At 73.4% G+C, this 14,683-nt stretch carries 13 protein-coding genes; 6 read left to right on the top strand and 7 right to left on the bottom strand.

Features of this window, described 5'->3' with window-relative positions; all coding sequences use genetic code 11:
* The first annotated feature begins 182 nt into the window (after positions 1 to 182).
* On the top strand, positions 183 to 1,838 hold the full coding sequence (locus ACFWJO_RS15220) for a GMC oxidoreductase (RefSeq protein WP_386865169.1): 1,656 nt from the start codon (positions 183 to 185) through the stop codon (positions 1,836 to 1,838).
* Between the two features lie 81 nt (positions 1,839 to 1,919).
* On the opposite strand, the gene ACFWJO_RS15215 is transcribed toward ACFWJO_RS15220, so the two are convergent.
* The 4 genes from ACFWJO_RS15215 to ACFWJO_RS15200 all read right to left on the bottom strand — a co-directional run bounded on the left by ACFWJO_RS15215 (position 1,920) and on the right by ACFWJO_RS15200 (position 5,931).
* A complete protein-coding gene (locus ACFWJO_RS15215; RefSeq protein WP_384406726.1) occupies positions 1,920 to 2,399 on the bottom strand; it encodes a carboxymuconolactone decarboxylase family protein in 480 nt (159 codons plus the stop codon).
* Positions 2,396 to 3,475: a dihydrodipicolinate reductase gene (locus tag ACFWJO_RS15210; RefSeq protein WP_386865168.1), complete on the bottom strand. Its 1,080-nt coding sequence runs from the start codon at positions 3,473 to 3,475 to the stop codon at positions 2,396 to 2,398. The genes ACFWJO_RS15215 and ACFWJO_RS15210 overlap by 4 nt, the downstream gene beginning before the upstream one ends.
* Before the next feature lie 99 nt (positions 3,476 to 3,574).
* Entirely contained in the window at positions 3,575 to 5,374 is a 1,800-nt protein-coding gene (locus ACFWJO_RS15205; RefSeq protein ID WP_386865167.1) for a hypothetical protein, read from the bottom strand.
* A gap of 74 nt (positions 5,375 to 5,448) precedes the next feature.
* Complete coding sequence (locus ACFWJO_RS15200) at positions 5,449 to 5,931, bottom strand: GNAT family N-acetyltransferase (RefSeq protein ID WP_386865166.1); 483 nt, start codon at positions 5,929 to 5,931, stop codon at positions 5,449 to 5,451.
* Positions 5,932 to 6,077: 146 nt separating this feature from the next.
* Here ACFWJO_RS15200 and ACFWJO_RS15195 point away from each other — a divergent pair, with 146 nt between their 5' ends.
* The 3 genes from ACFWJO_RS15195 (at position 6,078) to ACFWJO_RS15185 (ending at position 8,355) form a co-directional block, all read left to right on the top strand.
* Positions 6,078 to 6,890: a hypothetical protein gene (locus tag ACFWJO_RS15195; protein WP_386865165.1), complete on the top strand. Its 813-nt coding sequence runs from the start codon at positions 6,078 to 6,080 to the stop codon at positions 6,888 to 6,890.
* 140 nt (positions 6,891 to 7,030) lie between these two features.
* Positions 7,031 to 7,759: an IclR family transcriptional regulator gene (locus ACFWJO_RS15190; RefSeq protein ID WP_386865164.1), complete on the top strand. Its 729-nt coding sequence runs from the start codon at positions 7,031 to 7,033 to the stop codon at positions 7,757 to 7,759.
* Positions 7,760 to 7,887: 128 nt separating this feature from the next.
* On the top strand, positions 7,888 to 8,355 hold the full coding sequence (locus ACFWJO_RS15185) for a hypothetical protein (RefSeq protein WP_386865163.1): 468 nt from the start codon (positions 7,888 to 7,890) through the stop codon (positions 8,353 to 8,355).
* Here the strand turns inward: ACFWJO_RS15185 and ACFWJO_RS15180 are convergent.
* Positions 8,342 to 8,926: a CGNR zinc finger domain-containing protein gene (locus tag ACFWJO_RS15180; protein WP_386865162.1), complete on the bottom strand. Its 585-nt coding sequence runs from the start codon at positions 8,924 to 8,926 to the stop codon at positions 8,342 to 8,344. The genes ACFWJO_RS15185 and ACFWJO_RS15180 overlap by 14 nt on opposite strands.
* A 56-nt stretch (positions 8,927 to 8,982) precedes the next feature.
* Between ACFWJO_RS15180 and ACFWJO_RS15175 the strand changes: the two genes are divergently transcribed.
* A complete protein-coding gene (locus ACFWJO_RS15175) occupies positions 8,983 to 10,242 on the top strand; it encodes an MFS transporter (RefSeq protein WP_386865161.1) in 1,260 nt (419 codons plus the stop codon).
* Here ACFWJO_RS15175 and ACFWJO_RS15170 read toward each other — a convergent pair.
* Positions 10,187 to 11,554 (bottom strand): NAD(P)/FAD-dependent oxidoreductase, encoded by a 1,368-nt coding sequence (locus ACFWJO_RS15170; protein ID WP_386865160.1) that lies wholly within the window; start codon positions 11,552 to 11,554, stop codon positions 10,187 to 10,189. The two genes, ACFWJO_RS15175 and ACFWJO_RS15170, sit on opposite strands and share 56 nt — an antisense overlap.
* A gap of 136 nt (positions 11,555 to 11,690) precedes the next feature.
* Between ACFWJO_RS15170 and ACFWJO_RS15165 the strand changes: the two genes are divergently transcribed.
* Positions 11,691 to 12,362: a hypothetical protein gene (locus tag ACFWJO_RS15165; RefSeq protein ID WP_386865159.1), complete on the top strand. Its 672-nt coding sequence runs from the start codon at positions 11,691 to 11,693 to the stop codon at positions 12,360 to 12,362.
* Between the two features lie 64 nt (positions 12,363 to 12,426).
* Here the strand turns inward: ACFWJO_RS15165 and ACFWJO_RS15160 are convergent, their stop codons facing one another.
* Entirely contained in the window at positions 12,427 to 14,463 is a 2,037-nt protein-coding gene (locus ACFWJO_RS15160; protein WP_386865158.1) for a phosphocholine-specific phospholipase C, read from the bottom strand.
* Positions 14,464 to 14,683: the final 220 nt, after the last annotated feature.

Raw genomic sequence — 14,683 nt, 5'->3', positions numbered from 1 at the left:
CGACCAGACGTGAAGGTTTATCAGGCCCGTATCCGCGTTCGACATGCGGGGGTGGGTTCGTTGCCCGAACGTGATCGCGGGCGATGATTTTCGGCCGAAAGTTACCGGGCGGTTTCTCGTGACTTCCCAGGAACGTCCCAGTAGAACATGTTCCCATTCACTCCCAGGGTGAGGAACATCACGTGAGTGACAGATCCTTTTCGGCCTCGCATTCCAGAGGCCTGACCCGCCGTCGGTTCGTCACAGGAACCGGTTCCCTTCTGGGTGGCCTGGCGCTCGCCGGTCACACCACCTCCGCGCAGGCCGAAACCTCCACCGAGGTCCGGTCCGCCCTCGCGTCCATCCCCACCGGGGCCCGCGTCCCCGCCCTCGTCGTCGGCTCCGGATACGGCGGTTCCGTCGCCGCGCTCCGGCTCGCCGAGGCGGGCGTCGACGTCCATCTGGTCGAAATGGGCATGGCCTGGGACACACCCGGGCCGGACGGGAAGATCTTCGCCAACACCACCAGACCCGACTACCGTTCCTTCTGGCTGCGCACCCGTACCAAGCAGCCGCTGAGCCAGTTCCTCGGCTTCCCCCTCGACAAGGACGTGCCCCGCCACACCGGGATCCTGGACGCCGAGGACTTCGCCGGGATCACCGTCTACCAGGGCCGCGGCGTCGGCGGCGGCTCCCTCGTCAACGGCGGTATGGCCGTCACGCCGCGCCGCGAGGTCTTCCCGTCGCTCCTGCCGACCGTCGATCCCGGCGAGATGTACGCCACCTACTACCCGCGTGCCAACGCCGGACTCGGCGTCACCGACGTGGACCGGACGTGGTGGGAGCGCGCCGACTGCTACCAGTACGCGCGCGTCGGCCGCAAGCACGCCGAACGCTCCGGCTTCCCCTTCGTCTTCGTGCCCAACGTCTACGACTGGGACTACATGAAGCAGGAGGCCACGGGCGCCGTACCGAAGTCCGCCCTCGAAGGCGAGGTCATCTACGGCAACAACCACGGCAAGAAGAGCCTGCAGAAGACCTACCTCGCACGGGCCGCCGCGACCGGCCGGGTGGCCGTCTCCCCGCTCCACAGGGTCACCACCGTCACTCCCGCGTCCGGCGGCGGATACACCGTCGTCATCGAGCGGACCGACACCACCGGCGCCACCGTCGAGACCAAGACGGTCACCGCCGACCGGGTCTTCTTCGCGGCCGGCAGCGTCGGCACCAGCAAGCTGCTCACCCGGCTGAAGGCCACCGGCGCACTGCCCGCGCTCAACGACCGCGTCGGGAAGAACTGGGGCGACAACGGCAACGTCATGTGCGGCCGGGCCAACCACATGTGGGACCCCACCGGCAAGCTCCAGTCCGCCATGCCCACCGCCGGCATCGACAACTGGGACGCGGGCGGCGCCTTCGCCGAGGTCGCGCCCCTGCCGACCGGCATCGAGACCTACGCGTCCTTCTACCTGTCCATCACCAGGACCCCGCACCGCGCCGAGTTCAGCTGGAACGCCGCCGCCGGACGCGTCGACCTCAGCTGGGACCGGGCCTGGAAGCAGGCCTCCATCGACGCGGCCAGGACGATCTTCGACAAGATCAACGCCAAGGAGGGCACGATCTACCGCACCGACCTGTTCGGCGCCTACAAGATCTGGGGCGACCACCTGACGTACCACCCGCTCGGCGGCGCCGTCCTCGGCGAGGCCACCGACAACCACGGCCGCCTGCACGGCTACGACGGCCTGTACGTCATCGACGGCGCCCTCATCCCCGGCAGCACCGCCGTCAACCCGTTCGTCACCATCACCGCGCTCGCCGAACGGAACATCGAGAAGATCATCGCGACCGACCTGTGAGGCGCCCAGGGGTGACCCGCACGCGAAGGGGCCGGCCGGGAGAGATCCCGGGCCGGCCCTCCTCGTCCGCCCCGCCGCCGCTCAGTGCGTGGGCAGCACGCACACCGTGTCGAGACCGAGCACGCGGTTGAGCCGGCCGAACGCCAGCCACGAACCCAGGCTCATCGTCAGCTCCACGATCTCCACCTGGCTGTACGCCGCCGTCATCCGGGACCAGAACTCCTCGTCCAGGTGATGGTGGTCGAGCGCGTACCGCTCCGCGTACTCCGCAGCGAGCCTGGTCCGCTCGTCGAAGGCGTCCGTCGTGCGCCACTCGAGGACCGCGTCGGCGAAGGACTCCTCGACCTTCTCCCCGTCCCGGTCCGTCCGCCAGTCCAGACAGAACCGGCACCCGTTGATCTGCGCGATCCGCAGCCGCGCCGCCTCGAACTCACGCAGCCCCAGCGTCGTGTGGGAGTACACGGACAACGAGAAGTTCGCCGCCGCCATGCCGATGCCCGGCACCATGTCGCCCCACACGTAGCCGATCGGCTCCTGCCCCTCCGGAATGTCGATGATCACCGCGTTCTCCTTCCCAGCTTCCCCACCGCCGGGCGCAACGGCACGTCCAGCGCGTCGTACAGCCCCGGCCCGGCCTCCACCAGCCAGTCGATCGCTCCCACCAGCCGGCCCACGGCGGTCGCGTTGCCGCCCGCCGACCGGTTCTCGCCCTCGTCCGAGGCCTCGACCGTCACCTCGATCCGCGGCCGCCCCTCCACGATCACCCGGTGGGCGCCCGAGCCGTCCGGCGGCACCGGCCAGTCCGGGGCGCAGTCCGGATGGATCCGGGTGACGTGCTCGATGACCAGGAGGGGCTCGCCGCCGACGATCCCCTGCACCTCGAAGCGGACCGCGCCCTGCGTGCCCGCCGCGAACTCGCCCATCGTCCGGGTCCGCACCGTCGACTCCAGCGGACGCCGGTCCACGGTCTCGCGGATCTCGTCGAGCTCGACGCCGAGCGCCCGGGCCATCAGCCGCAGCTGCCCGCCCCAGACCATCGTCGGCACCGAGGGCAGCAGCATCGGCGGCTCGTAGTCCATGGGCCGGCCCATGCCGACGAGCAGACGGACCGACTCCTCCTGCTCGTACGTCGAGTAGTCGAAGATCTCCTGACAGCGGATGGCCTCCACCGTGCTGCCGAGACCGCTCACGAGCAGCGGCAGCACGTCGTTGCCCCAGCCCGGGTCCACGCCCGAGGCGAAGAGCGAGCCGCCGCCCTCCTTCACCGCCGCGAGGACCGGGTCCCGGAACTCGGGCGGTGCGCCCCGGTGGTCGTACAGCGGGTACAGCGACGGCGTGACCACCACGGCGCCCGCCCGCACGGCCCGGACGACGTCGGCCAGCGCCTCGTCCGGGCGCATGTCCCCGGACGCCGCGTACACCACGGCGCCGGGGCCTTCTGCCAGCACGGCCGCCACGTCGTCCCGGGCGGCCACGCCCAGCGCGCGCCCGAGCCCGGCGAGCTCGCCCGCGTCACGGCCGACCTTGGCGGGGTTCGCGACGAGGACGGCCGAGAGTGCGAGCGCCGGATGGGCGACGACGGCACGGATTGCCGCCCGCCCGACATTTCCGGTTCCCCATACCACGGTCCGAATCATGCGCGGAGGGTAACGCCGGGGGCGCGAGGTTCCCAGAGGTGTGACGCCCCGGATCTGACGGAGCGTCAGCGCCCCTGGGAGAGGGCAGTCGGTGCCGGCTCAGCGGCTGCCCGCGATGCAGTCGGCGTACGCCCTCGGGTCCTCCTCCGCGAGCCGCCGCAGCGCGGCTGCCGCCCGCTCGGCCGGGGGAGCGCCGTCGTCGGGCAGGCGCCAGACGAACTGGAGCCACGGCCCGTCCTCGTCCGCCGCACCCTCGAAGAACCCCGGGCGGTAGAGGAACCACACCACGGTGGTGTCCGGGGCCCGGTGGTCGACTCCCGCGTGGAGGAACCGCGCGTCCCAGCGGGCGAGGAGCCCGGGACGCTCCCGCAGCCCCGCGTCGATCAGCCGGCCGGCGGTCCGGGCCGGCCACGACCAGCCGTCGCCGGCTGTCGCCCGGGTGAGCTCGGCGTCGTAGGCGGCGGCGTCGAAGCGGTACGCCGGGAGCTCGGGCGCCGGATCGCCGGAGGGCAGCCGGGCCGGGTGGCACCAGTCCCGCCACACCACCTCGTCGCCCTCGCGGACGACGGTCACCCGGAGCGCGCCGCAACAGCCCTCGCTGCACCACGCCTCGGCCAGCATCACCTCGTGCGGCTCCTCCGTGGCCCGCAGGGCGCCCCGGTCGAGGAGGTACTCGGGGGCCTCGGCGGCGCCGCGTGCGAAGAGCGCCGGCACGAGAGGCGTGCCGTCGACGAGGACGCGGGTCTCGACCGGTTCGTCGTCGGCGGGATCGCGCGACAGCACCACGAGCCTCAGCCGCCCGGACGGCCCGGGCGTCCGGAACAGCACGTCGGACGTGTACCGCAGCCAGGCCGCCCGCCGCCGCACGGCGGACGGGGCGTCCGGGCCCGGCTCCTCGAAGGCCCCCTCCCACGCGGGCGAGGCGAGCAGGGCGCCGAGCGCGTCGAGCAGTTGCTCGCGCTGTCCGTCCCGCCAGGGCAGGAGGTGCGTCGGCCCGCTGTGCAGGTCGACGGCGAGGGGCAGCAGCACGGCGGCGTGGCCGACGGTCGGCGGCAGCGCGGAGGCGCGCCGCACGACGGTCTCGCAGACCTCGACCGCGTCGCCGTAGCAGAGGATCTCCGCCTGGTAGTCGCGCGGGCTCGCCATCCGTACGAGAAGCCGTCCCGCACGCGCGAGCAGACGCGGGTCGACCGGGCCGTCGCGCAGCAGCCCGGCCAGGCCGGCGGCCTCGGCGATGCGCCGGGCGGGCGCCGGCCCGACCGCCTGCACGTCCCACGACCGTCCGGCCAGCAGCGCCCGGAAGCCGGACGCCGGCCCTGCGATCAGGGCGTCCACCAGCGGACGCAGCTCGGGGTTCCTGACCCGCTCGTCCAGCCAGAGGAGCGCGGCGGTCTGCGGATCCAGCGGCTGCAGGGCCGTCATGGCGAGGCGCGAAAGGTTCCTGAGACGCGCGATCGTCCTGAGGGACGGCACGTCCTCGGGTTCCCCGAGCCGGCGCATGAGCGCGAGGCCCACGCTGACGGACCGGCTCTCCCGGCCCGTAAGGACCAGGCGGCGGCCGAGGGCCCGTGCGGCGGCCTCGTCGTCGAGCGGCAGGGAGAGGACGGCGCCGACCAGCGCGCCCACCGGGACCGGGAGTCCGGCGAGGCGGCGCTCGACCGCCTCGACGGCGGTCCGGGTGTCGGGACCGGAGAGCAGCGGGCCGAGGGCCGACCGGACAGCGGTGAAGGCCTTCTTGCCCCGCAGCCGGACAGCGCCCGGCGGTGCTGACGGTTCATCAGGAGGCGGATAGCCGCCGACGGGGGGCCGCCCGTCCGGTTCGGCGGCGAGCAGGCCGAGGACGTAGGCGTACAGCGAGGGACGGGAGGTGAGCGCTCCGCGCTCTTCCAGGGCGCTCACCGGGTGAAGGTGGACTCGATTCTGTCGATCATGCTCCGATGGTGCCGCACCCAGGGCCGCGCGGTCCAGCGGGTTTACGCCTCCGACCGCGCCGCGCCCTCGTCCAGACGCAGCGTCACGAAGGCCACGGTGTCGCCGGGGAGCACGTACCGCTCGGTCTCCACGAAGCCGCGGGCCCGTGCGAAGCGCAGCCCCTCCTCGTTGCTCGCCAGCACCACCGTCTCCACGCCCGCCCGGCTCAGCGTCCGGGCGTGCGCCAGGCCCCGCTCGTACAGCGCGGTCCCGTACCCCCGGCCCCGGTACTCCGGCAGGATCCGGGAGATGACCGTGGCGGCGGGCGTCTCGCCGTCCGGCGGGCGGACGGTGGAGCAGCCGACGGCGGCGCCGCCGGCGTAGGCCACGTCGAGCCGGTTGCGGCCCGCCCGCTCCCGCACCTCGTCCGCGGAGAGCGGGGCCGTCGGGATGATCGTGTTGTGGATCAGCCGCCAGTCCGCCAGGAGCGCGGGAGCGGCCACCGGGTCGGCCGGGTCGATGCTTTCGATGCGCAGCGCGTTCATCCGGGCAGGAAATCCCGCACCGCGACGAACCGTCAAACGCTTTGCCGCATCGACCGGACGGGTGAGGGCGCGCGCGCCGCGACAGGCCCGGGTGCCGACCGGGTACGGATCCGGGCATCGCCCCGAGCCATCGGAGGAGCCCTCCCATGCCCGTCCGCAAGGGCACCACCGCGGTGCTGACCTGCGCCCTGTCCTCGGCCCTCGTCCTGGGCGGAGTCCTGACCGGCTGCACCGCGCAGCGTCCGCCGTCCGCGCCGCCGGCCCCGGCGCCCGGCGCCTCCACGTCCCCGCCGCACGGCCCGCTCCACGGACCGGAACGGGACCGGACGCAGGGTCAGGAGGCGCGCGACGGCGCCAACCGGGCGCCCTCGCGCATCCCCGGCGTCGGCCCCCGTACGCACGCCCGCATCCCCGACGGCACCACCCAGGTCCTCGTGGTCAGCGGCGACGGCGTCGACGGCAACGTCGTCACCGCCGTGCTCCACGAGCGGGACGCGGCCGGCCGCTGGCGCCGCGCCGCCGGTCCCTGGCGCGGGCACAACGCCCTGCGCGGCTGGACCGACGACCACGTGGCGGGCGACCTGCGCTCGCCGACCGGCGTCTACCGGCTCGGCGACGCGGGCGGCCGGCTCCCCGATCCCGGGGCCAGGGTCCCGTACGACCAGGACGAGGAGTTCGCCGTCTCCGGCACCGGCTTCCTCGGCGAGCCGCTCGAAGGCTCCTTCGACTACGTCGTCGCCATCGACTACAACCGCGTCCCCGGCACCACGCCGCTCGACAAGGTGCGCCCGCTGGGCCCGGAGCGCGGCGGCGGGGTCTGGATCCACGTCGACCACGGCGGCCCCACCCAGGCCTGCGTCTCGCTGCCCCGCGAGAACATGACCGAACTCCTCCGCGCCCTCGACCCGGCGCGGAATCCCGTCGTCGTCATGGGCCCGGCCGCGACGATCGCCGGCTGAGCGGCGCGGACGCCGCGGCGCGCCGCGCAACGACTTGGCCGGTACGTCCGTTCTGCCGCATGGTGTCCTCTGCGTCCGGGAGCCGCCGCGCCGTCGGGGGACCGCGGCCGGACGCGAGCGGAATCTAGGGGGGACGACACATGAAGCACACGGACACGCCGGGAGACGGGACCACGGCGAGCCGGGGCAGGGGAGTGCTCGAAGGGGCGTTCGCGCTCCTGGAGGCACTGCGAAGACACGGGGACGAAGCGGCGGGCGTGACCGAACTGGCCCAGGCCTGCGGGGTGCCGAAGGGCACGGCGCACCGGCTGCTCGACCAGCTCGTGGCCGTCGGCGCCGTCGAACGCCGCGACCGGCGCTACCGGGTCGGCCCGCAGCTCTACCGGCTCGGCCTCGCCTGGGAGCCGCACCCCGGACTGCGCGCCGCCGCCCGGCTGCCGCTGCACCGGCTGCGGGCGGTGACCGGGGCAAGCGCCCTCCTCGTGGTGATGCGGGAGGACCAGGCGCTGACCGTGAGTTCGGTGCCGGGCGAGCTCGAACCCGTGGTGCCGGTGCGCGACGGCGTCGCCTTCCGGCTTGACACGGCCGCCGGGCTGGCGCTGCGCGGGCCGAGGCGTGCGGGCGCCGTGCTCGACCGTGAGGACGTGATGGACGGCGTGTGCTGCGCGGCGGTGGCCGTACGGGCGCCGGACGGCCGCGTCGTGGCCGCGCTCGCCGGCATGGCCAGGGCGGGACGGCGGCTCGGACCGCTGGCCGACGCCGTCGCCGAGGCGGGCGCGGCCCTGGGAGGCTGCCTCGCCCGCGGCCTGGCCCGGGGAGGGCCCGCGGTGCCCGCCGCCGCGTCGTTCCGTCCAGTGGAACGCGCGTAGAAGACGTCACGGCGGGCCGGGCACAGTAAGGGACGTGCCGAGGGGAACGGCACGAACGGCCCGCCCGGAAGGGACGGGACACCAACCGGACGTCACGTCACATGACGTCGAACAAGGGGGATCTCCACATGAGCAAGCACCGGACCGTCCGCGTCGCCGCCGCCGCACTGCTCGGACTCGGCAGCCTCGGCCTCTTCGCCGGCACCGCCCAGGCCGAGCCGATCGACTACGTGAAGATCGAGCTCCTCGAGCTGACCTGCCACAAGAACAGCGAGGGCAACCACGACGAGGCCTACCTCAACATCACCGACGCCAACGGCAACCAGGTCAAGGTGTGGCCCGGCAACGGCATCTCGTACCAGACCATGGGCGCCGGCTACGTCCGCTCGATGACCGACGGCAACAGCAACCCCGTCCTCGTCCTCGGCCGCGAGCAGGCCCGCACCCTCACGCTCTGGGACAAGGACACGTTCGGCTCGGACAAGCTGGGCGCCACCCTGGTGACCGGCAGCGAGGTCGGCGCCGAGGTCCAGTACCGCTCCCTGGAGGGCTCCGGCGGCGTCTACACGATCGCCTACCGCGTCATCGACATCTGACCGGAACGGATCCCTTCGACCGCCGGTGCGCCGCGACCCGCTCGCGGGTGGCGCACCGGCGCGAGCAGTAGCGGCGCTCCTGCGCGCCCTGCGGCACGAAGACGTCCTGACAGACCGCCGACGCGCACACGCCGCCCGGTGCACGGCCCCGGTCCCACAGGAGCACGGCGAGCGACAGACAGGACGAGGCGAGGAACCACTCCGCCCACGGTGCCTCGTCGTCCCGGTCCACGTGCGGGTGCCAGGGGCTCGTACCGCCGTGCGCGCTCAGCCGCAGCGGGCCGGTCCGCTCGGCGAGCAGCGCGTTGAGCGCGTGTGCCGCCGCGTCGGTGCCGGTCGCGGCGAAGACCGGGCGCAGCGCCGCGGCCGCTTCCCGCAGTCCGGGCAGGTCCGCGCCGGTCAGACCGAGCGGCTCGCTCTCGCCGTACGCGCGCAGCACCCGCCCGGTCTCGGCGAGCACCACCGAGTCCGGCCCCGGGCGGCTCAGCACGTTGACGAGGTCGGCGGCGCGCCGGGCGTTGGCGAGCACGGAGTGGCGGGCGGACCGGTCGTCCGCGGCGGGAGACACCATCCGGCGAATGTAACGCATGTTGTGGAGCTTTGAGTTACCTGCGTAGCGTCACACCGGTGTCCACCCACCCCGAAGTCCCGCGTCCGCACGGCATGCGGCGCCTCCTCGCGGGCGCCACGGCGGCGCGCACCGGCGACGAGATGTCCGGGCCCGCGCTCCTGCTGCTCGGCTACGCCCAGACCGGTTCGGCCGCGACCGCCGCCGCGCTGCTCGCCGGCATCACCGCGTCCGCCGCGCTCGGCGGACCCGTGCTCGGCGCGCTCCTGGACCGCGCCGCCCGCCCCGGACGCCTGCTCGCCGTCTCGCTCGTCCTCCACGCCGCCGGACTGGCGCTCGTCCTGCTGAGCCTCGGCCGCGTCCCGTTCCCGCTCACCCTGCTGACCGCGCTGGCCGCCGGGACGTTCGCGCCCGCCCTCGCGGGCGGCTGGACCTCGCGGCTCTCCACGGCCGTGCCGGCGCACCGGCTGCACCGGGCCCACGCGCTCGACGCGATGACCTACAGCGCCGCGAGCCTGCTCGGACCCGCGCTCGCCGGCCTGCTGGGACGGCTCCTCGGCGCGCCGACGGCCGTCGTGGCCGCCGCCGCGCTGATCCTGCTGGCCGTTCCCGCCACCCGGGGCCTGCCGCACCGCGCGGCCGCGGCCGGGCCGGTGACCGTACGCGCCGTGGCCCGCGACCTGCGGCGGGGCTTCGCGTGTCTGGTCCGCTCGATGCCGCTGGCCAGGGCGACCGTCACCTCGACCCTGTCCTGCCTGGGCCAGGGCGCGTTCGTCGCCTGTGTGCCGCTGCTGGGCGCCAGGGTCCTGGGCACGCCGGGCGACGGGGCGATGCTGCTGTCCTGCACGGCGCTCGCCGCCCTCGGCGCGGGCGCGGTGCTCGCCCGGCTCCGCCGGCCGCCCGCCGCCGACACCGTGCTGTGGATCGCGCCGCTGGTCCTCGCGCTCGCACTCAGCATGGCCGCGTCCGCCACGACGGCGTCCGCCGGCAGCCGCGTCCTACTGGTCACGGCCGCGCTGCTGGCCGGGGCCGCCGAAGGGCCGCAGCTCACCGCGCTGTTCGCGGTGCGCCACCGGGAGGCCCCGGAGCGGCTGCGGGCCCAGGTGTTCACAACGGGTGCGAGCGTCAAGATCACCGCCTTCGCGCTGGGCGCGGCGGTGGCGGGGCCGCTCGCGGCCCGCTCCCTCACGGCCGCGCTGGCCACGGCAGTGACCGTACAGCTGCTCGCCGCCGCGGCCCACGCGGCGGTGGGCCGCGCGTACGTCAGGACTTCGCGGCGCGCAGCGAGGCGGTGTGGGCGCGGATCTGCTCGGGCGTGAGATACGCGTCCGTGTACTCGAAGTCCCGCAGCGTGCCGGACTTCGAGGCCAGGAAGCCGGTGCGGACGAAGTCGTCGCCCGCGAGCGCGTTCAGGAGCCAGTTGGTCATCACCCGGGTCTTCGCCACGTTCGTCCGCAGCGCCCCCCAGTGGTAGGCGCGGGCCACCGCCTGGGCGGGCATGCCGTGCAGCTCGACGCCCATCGGCTTGGACACGCCGTCGAGCCCGCCGAGGTCGACCACCAGGCCCAGGTCCTTGTGGACGTACGGGCGCGTCCGCTCGCCGCGCAGCGTCGCCACCAGGTTGTCGGCGATCACCTTGCCCTGGCGCATGGCGTGCTGGGCGGTCGGCGGGCAGACCGCGCCCTCCTCGCCCTTGGCCAGGTCCGGCACGGCCGCCGCGTCGCCGAGCGCGTACACACCAGGCAGACCCGGCACCGTCATGTCCGGCTCGACGACCAGCCGGCCGCGCAGGGTCTCGGCGCCCAGCGTGCCGATGAGCGGGCTGGCCGCGACCCCGGCCGTCCAGATCAGCGTGCGGCACGGCAGCACCCGGCCGTCGGTGAGCGTCACGTTCTCCTCGTCCACCGAGGCCACCGAGACGCCGAGCGAGACCTGGATGCCGCGCTTGCGCAGGATGTCCAGGGCCGCCGCGCCGAGCTTGGGCCCGAGCTCCGGCATCAGCGTGGGCGCGATGTCGACCAGGTGCCACTTGATGAGCTGCGGGTCGAGCCGGGGGTAGCGGCTGACGGCGTTGCGGGTGAGCAGCTGGAGGCAGGCGGCCGTCTCGGTGCCCGCGTAACCGCCGCCCACCACCACGAACTGCAGCCGCGCGGCCCGCTCGGCCTCGTCCTGGCTCGCGTCGGCCAGGTCGAGCTGCGCGATCACGTGGTCGCGGAGGTACACCGCCTCGGCGAGGGTCTTCATGCCCCGGGCGTACTGGGCGAGTCCGGGGATGTCGAAGGTGCGGGTGACGCTGCCGGGAGCGAGCACCAGGTGGTCGTACGGCTCCGTCTCCGTCTCGCCCGTGATGGTGCGCACCACGCAGACCCTGGCCTCCGTGTCGATGCCGACGGCGCCGCCGGGGATGATCCGGGTCCGGTGCTTCTCGCTGCGCCGCAGCGACAGCGCGACCGACTGCGGGGTGAGCACGCCGGAGGCGACCTGGGGCAGCAGTGGCAGGTACAGCTGGTACGCGAAGGGCGAGAGCAGCGAGATCGCGGCCTCCCGTCCGGTCAGCCGCCGTTCGAGGCGCCGTACGCACGCGACCCCGGCGAAACCGGCGCCCACCACGAGGATTCTCGGTCGAGACACGGTGAAAGACCGCCTTTCCACGCCTTGTCTGCGGTACGGGCCGTCGGCGGCCCTCTCAGCCTCACTAACCGAACCCATCATCCAGAAATCATTCATATCCGGCAAAAGGGTGAGATGGGAGCGGGTGCCAGCGCCTATGCTGAGGCAGCCGATCGGGCTGCGCGCCCCGACGAGGAAGGACCAGTTGACCCCGTACTCCCTCGCGTTCTACGTGGACGTGATCACCTCCGGAACCGTGCTGGGCGCCAGGCCGACGGACAGTCCCGACCGCGTCACCGAGATCCTCGGTCCGGACTTCGCCGAGAACTCCTTCGACGACCACGGCATGTGGCGCGACTACGGCATGGCCGAGTTCTTCTGGTCCCGTGAGTCACGCGGTCACCCGTGGGAGGGCCACCACTTCACCCTGCAGGTGCATCGGCTCCCGTACGGCGGCGGCGGAGTGGTCAACCCGGTGATCCGTGAGCGGTACGGCCGCTTCGGCCGCCGGCTCCGCTTCGACCGGCTGGAGCGGCTGCTGGCGAAGCGCGGCGTGCCCCTGGAAGAGGTCCCGGACCCCAACGCTCCCGCGTACTCCCTGCACTGGCAGCCCGCTTCCCAGGTGTCCGTGATGGTGGCCCGCGCCCGTGGGAGCGCGGGCTACGGAGGCGGGGCCGGCAACCGGAGGGAGCGCCGGCGCGGCGACAGCCGTGTCGGTGACGTCCATGCCGTCGCTTCGTCCATGACCGCCGAGCAGGTGGCCTGGTACAGGGCGCGCTACGGCAGCCGCGAGACCGCACGACCGTCCGTGCCGTCGGGCGGTTCCTGAGGGCGGTCACGGTACCGGCCCCCGCGGGGGATGCGGCCGCGAGCGGGGGCCGGTGCCGGGCGGGTCAGCCGGAGACGCTGGGCGCGCCCGTCTCGATGTGGCCGGTGTAGCGGCGTGACCAGGTGCCGTCGATGTCGGCCAGGATCGTGAAGTCGTACCAGCCGTTGTGGTACGCGACGGCGTTGAAGTAGTCCTCGCGCGAGGACTTCGCCGGGACCGTGTACGTCCACGGGCCGTCGCCGCGGTAGGCGTCGGAGCGGATGGTGAAGGTCACCGGGGTGGCCGCGTTGTTGGTCATCGTGAAGTAGAGGGCGGTCCTGCCGGTGCCGGGCTCGGTCGCGTAGCGCGCGGCGACCTCGATGTCCTTGCCCGCCTTCGAGGCGTCGCCGATGAAGCGGCGCAGGAAGCGGTTGGGGCCCATCATCGAGATGTCGTACTTGCCGGAGCCCGAGCCGAGCCCGATGTTGAAGTAGTCGGTGGCGGTCGTGCCGGGATCGACCGTGTACTGCCAGGCGGCGGTGTCCCGGTACTGGTGCGGGTGGATCGAGAAGTGCGCCGAACGGCGGGCCTCGGCGCCCTGGTTGCTCATGGAGAACCAGGCCAGGATCTTGCCCGCGGCGCCGAACTCGAAGCGGTCGAGATTGCCGTTCACCTGGTACGGCAGTGCGCGCGCGGGCCGGGTGCCGCTCTCCTGCGGCGGCAGGGCGTTGTCCTGCGGGACCGGGTTGGGCAGCGGACCGCAGGTCGACTGGCCGATGACCTTCGCGGTGGACGGCAGGTTCGCCGGCACCCCGTACACCGGGTGGGCGAAGTCGAAGACGCCGGTGAGGTCGCCGGTCACCTTGCGGCGCCAGGCGCTGATGTTGGGGCAGGTCGCGGGGGTGCCGAGGGCGGCCGTCCACACCTCCATGAAACGCAGCACGGAGGTGTGGTCGAAGACCTCGGAGCTGACCCAGCCGCCCCGGGTCCACGGGGACATGACGATCATCGGGACGCGGAAGCCGAGGCCGATCGGCACGCCGTCGATGTACTCGCCCGGCGTCCCGGGCGGCGCGACCGGCGGGGGCACGTGGTCGAAGAAGCCGTCGTTCTCGTCGTAGTTGAGGAACAGCACGGTCGAGTCGAACACCTCGGGGTTCGCGGCGAGCGCCCGGTAGACCAGGTCCACGAAGTGCGCTCCGTCGCCCGGCGGGGCGTACGGGTGCTCGGAGAAGGCCTCGCTCGCCACCACCCACGACACCTGCGGCAGCGTCCCCGCGAGAACGTCGGCGCGGATCGCGGCGGCGATGTCGTCCGGGGTCGAGCCGGTGACCTTCGGCACCGAGCCCATGCCGCGGTCGTACAGCGGGTCGCCCGGCCTGGCGTCGGTGAACCGCTTGAAGTACGCGAGGCCGTTGTCGCCGTAGTTGTCCTGGGCGTTCTGGTAGACCTTCCAGCTCACCCCCGCCCGCTGGAGGGCTTCCGCGTACGTCTCCCAGGTCAGCCCGGACTCGTCGCCGCCGTCCTTGCTGGAGGCGTCGATCTTCCCGCTCCACAGGAACGTGCGGTTGGGGCCGGTCGCGCTGAGCGCCGAGCAGAAGTAGGCGTCGCAGACGGTGTAGTGGTCCGCCAGCGCGTAGTGGAAGGGTATGTCGCCGCGGTCCAGGTGGCCCAGGGTGCGGGTGTTGCCGACGCCCGCGACCCAGTTGTCGAGCCGGCCCTTGTTCCAGGCGGCGTGCTGGGAGGTCCAGCTGTGCGGCAGGTCGCCGTTGCACTGCGCCAGCGTCTCCCCGTCCACACCGCCCGCCGGGGGAGTGGAGCTCAGCTTCCACGGGTACTGCCGGCCACCCCAGTTGGGCTGGTTGAACATCCCCCAGCCGCCCGGGAGGTTGCCCGCGGCCCGGTCGCGGAAACCCCGGACGCCTTTGAGCCGGCCGAAGTAGTGGTCGAAGCTGCGGTTCTCCTGCATGAGGATCACGACGTGCTTCACGTCGGTGATGGTGCCCGTGGCCGCCTGCGCGGCCGCCGACGCCGTCCCGGTCGGCAGCGCCGCCCCGGCGACGAGCCCGGCCCCGAGCCCCGCCCCGATGCCTACGAACCCTCTGCGGCTGATGGGAGTCATGCCCCGCCTCTCGTGTCCCGCTGTGCCCCGGTGGCACGCCGAGGACAGGATGAGGGAAGGCGCCCCAAAGGTATACGGCCGTGCAGTAATCGATTGGTTAACTTCCGTCGGACGGTGAGGTCATGGGCCGATATGGACACTGAATTGGTCCGACCGCGAACCAATACGCCAGTGGTACGCGACGGGCCCGGCGAACCGGCGGCCGCGCCCGGCCACCCGG

It is taken from the genome of Streptomyces sp. NPDC127092, from assembly GCF_042722475.1.
Taxonomy (GTDB): Bacteria; Actinomycetota; Actinomycetes; order Streptomycetales; family Streptomycetaceae; genus Streptomyces.
This window is presented reverse-complemented; position numbering and strand designations above follow the sequence as displayed.

Coding starts and splice junctions, on each gene's coding strand:
- ACFWJO_RS15210 (WP_386865168.1), bottom strand. CDS start 3,475: ATGATTCGGACCGTGGTATGGGGAACCGGAAATGTCGGGCGGGCGGCA.
- ACFWJO_RS15200 (WP_386865166.1), bottom strand. CDS start 5,931: ATGAACGCGCTGCGCATCGAAAGCATCGACCCGGCCGACCCGGTGGCC.
- ACFWJO_RS15195 (WP_386865165.1), top strand. CDS start 6,078: ATGCCCGTCCGCAAGGGCACCACCGCGGTGCTGACCTGCGCCCTGTCC.
- ACFWJO_RS15190 (WP_386865164.1), top strand. CDS start 7,031: ATGAAGCACACGGACACGCCGGGAGACGGGACCACGGCGAGCCGGGGC.
- ACFWJO_RS15185 (WP_386865163.1), top strand. CDS start 7,888: ATGAGCAAGCACCGGACCGTCCGCGTCGCCGCCGCCGCACTGCTCGGA.
- ACFWJO_RS15180 (WP_386865162.1), bottom strand. CDS start 8,926: ATGGTGTCTCCCGCCGCGGACGACCGGTCCGCCCGCCACTCCGTGCTC.
- ACFWJO_RS15165 (WP_386865159.1), top strand. CDS start 11,691: ATGCTGAGGCAGCCGATCGGGCTGCGCGCCCCGACGAGGAAGGACCAG.
- ACFWJO_RS15160 (WP_386865158.1), bottom strand. CDS start 14,463: ATGACTCCCATCAGCCGCAGAGGGTTCGTAGGCATCGGGGCGGGGCTC.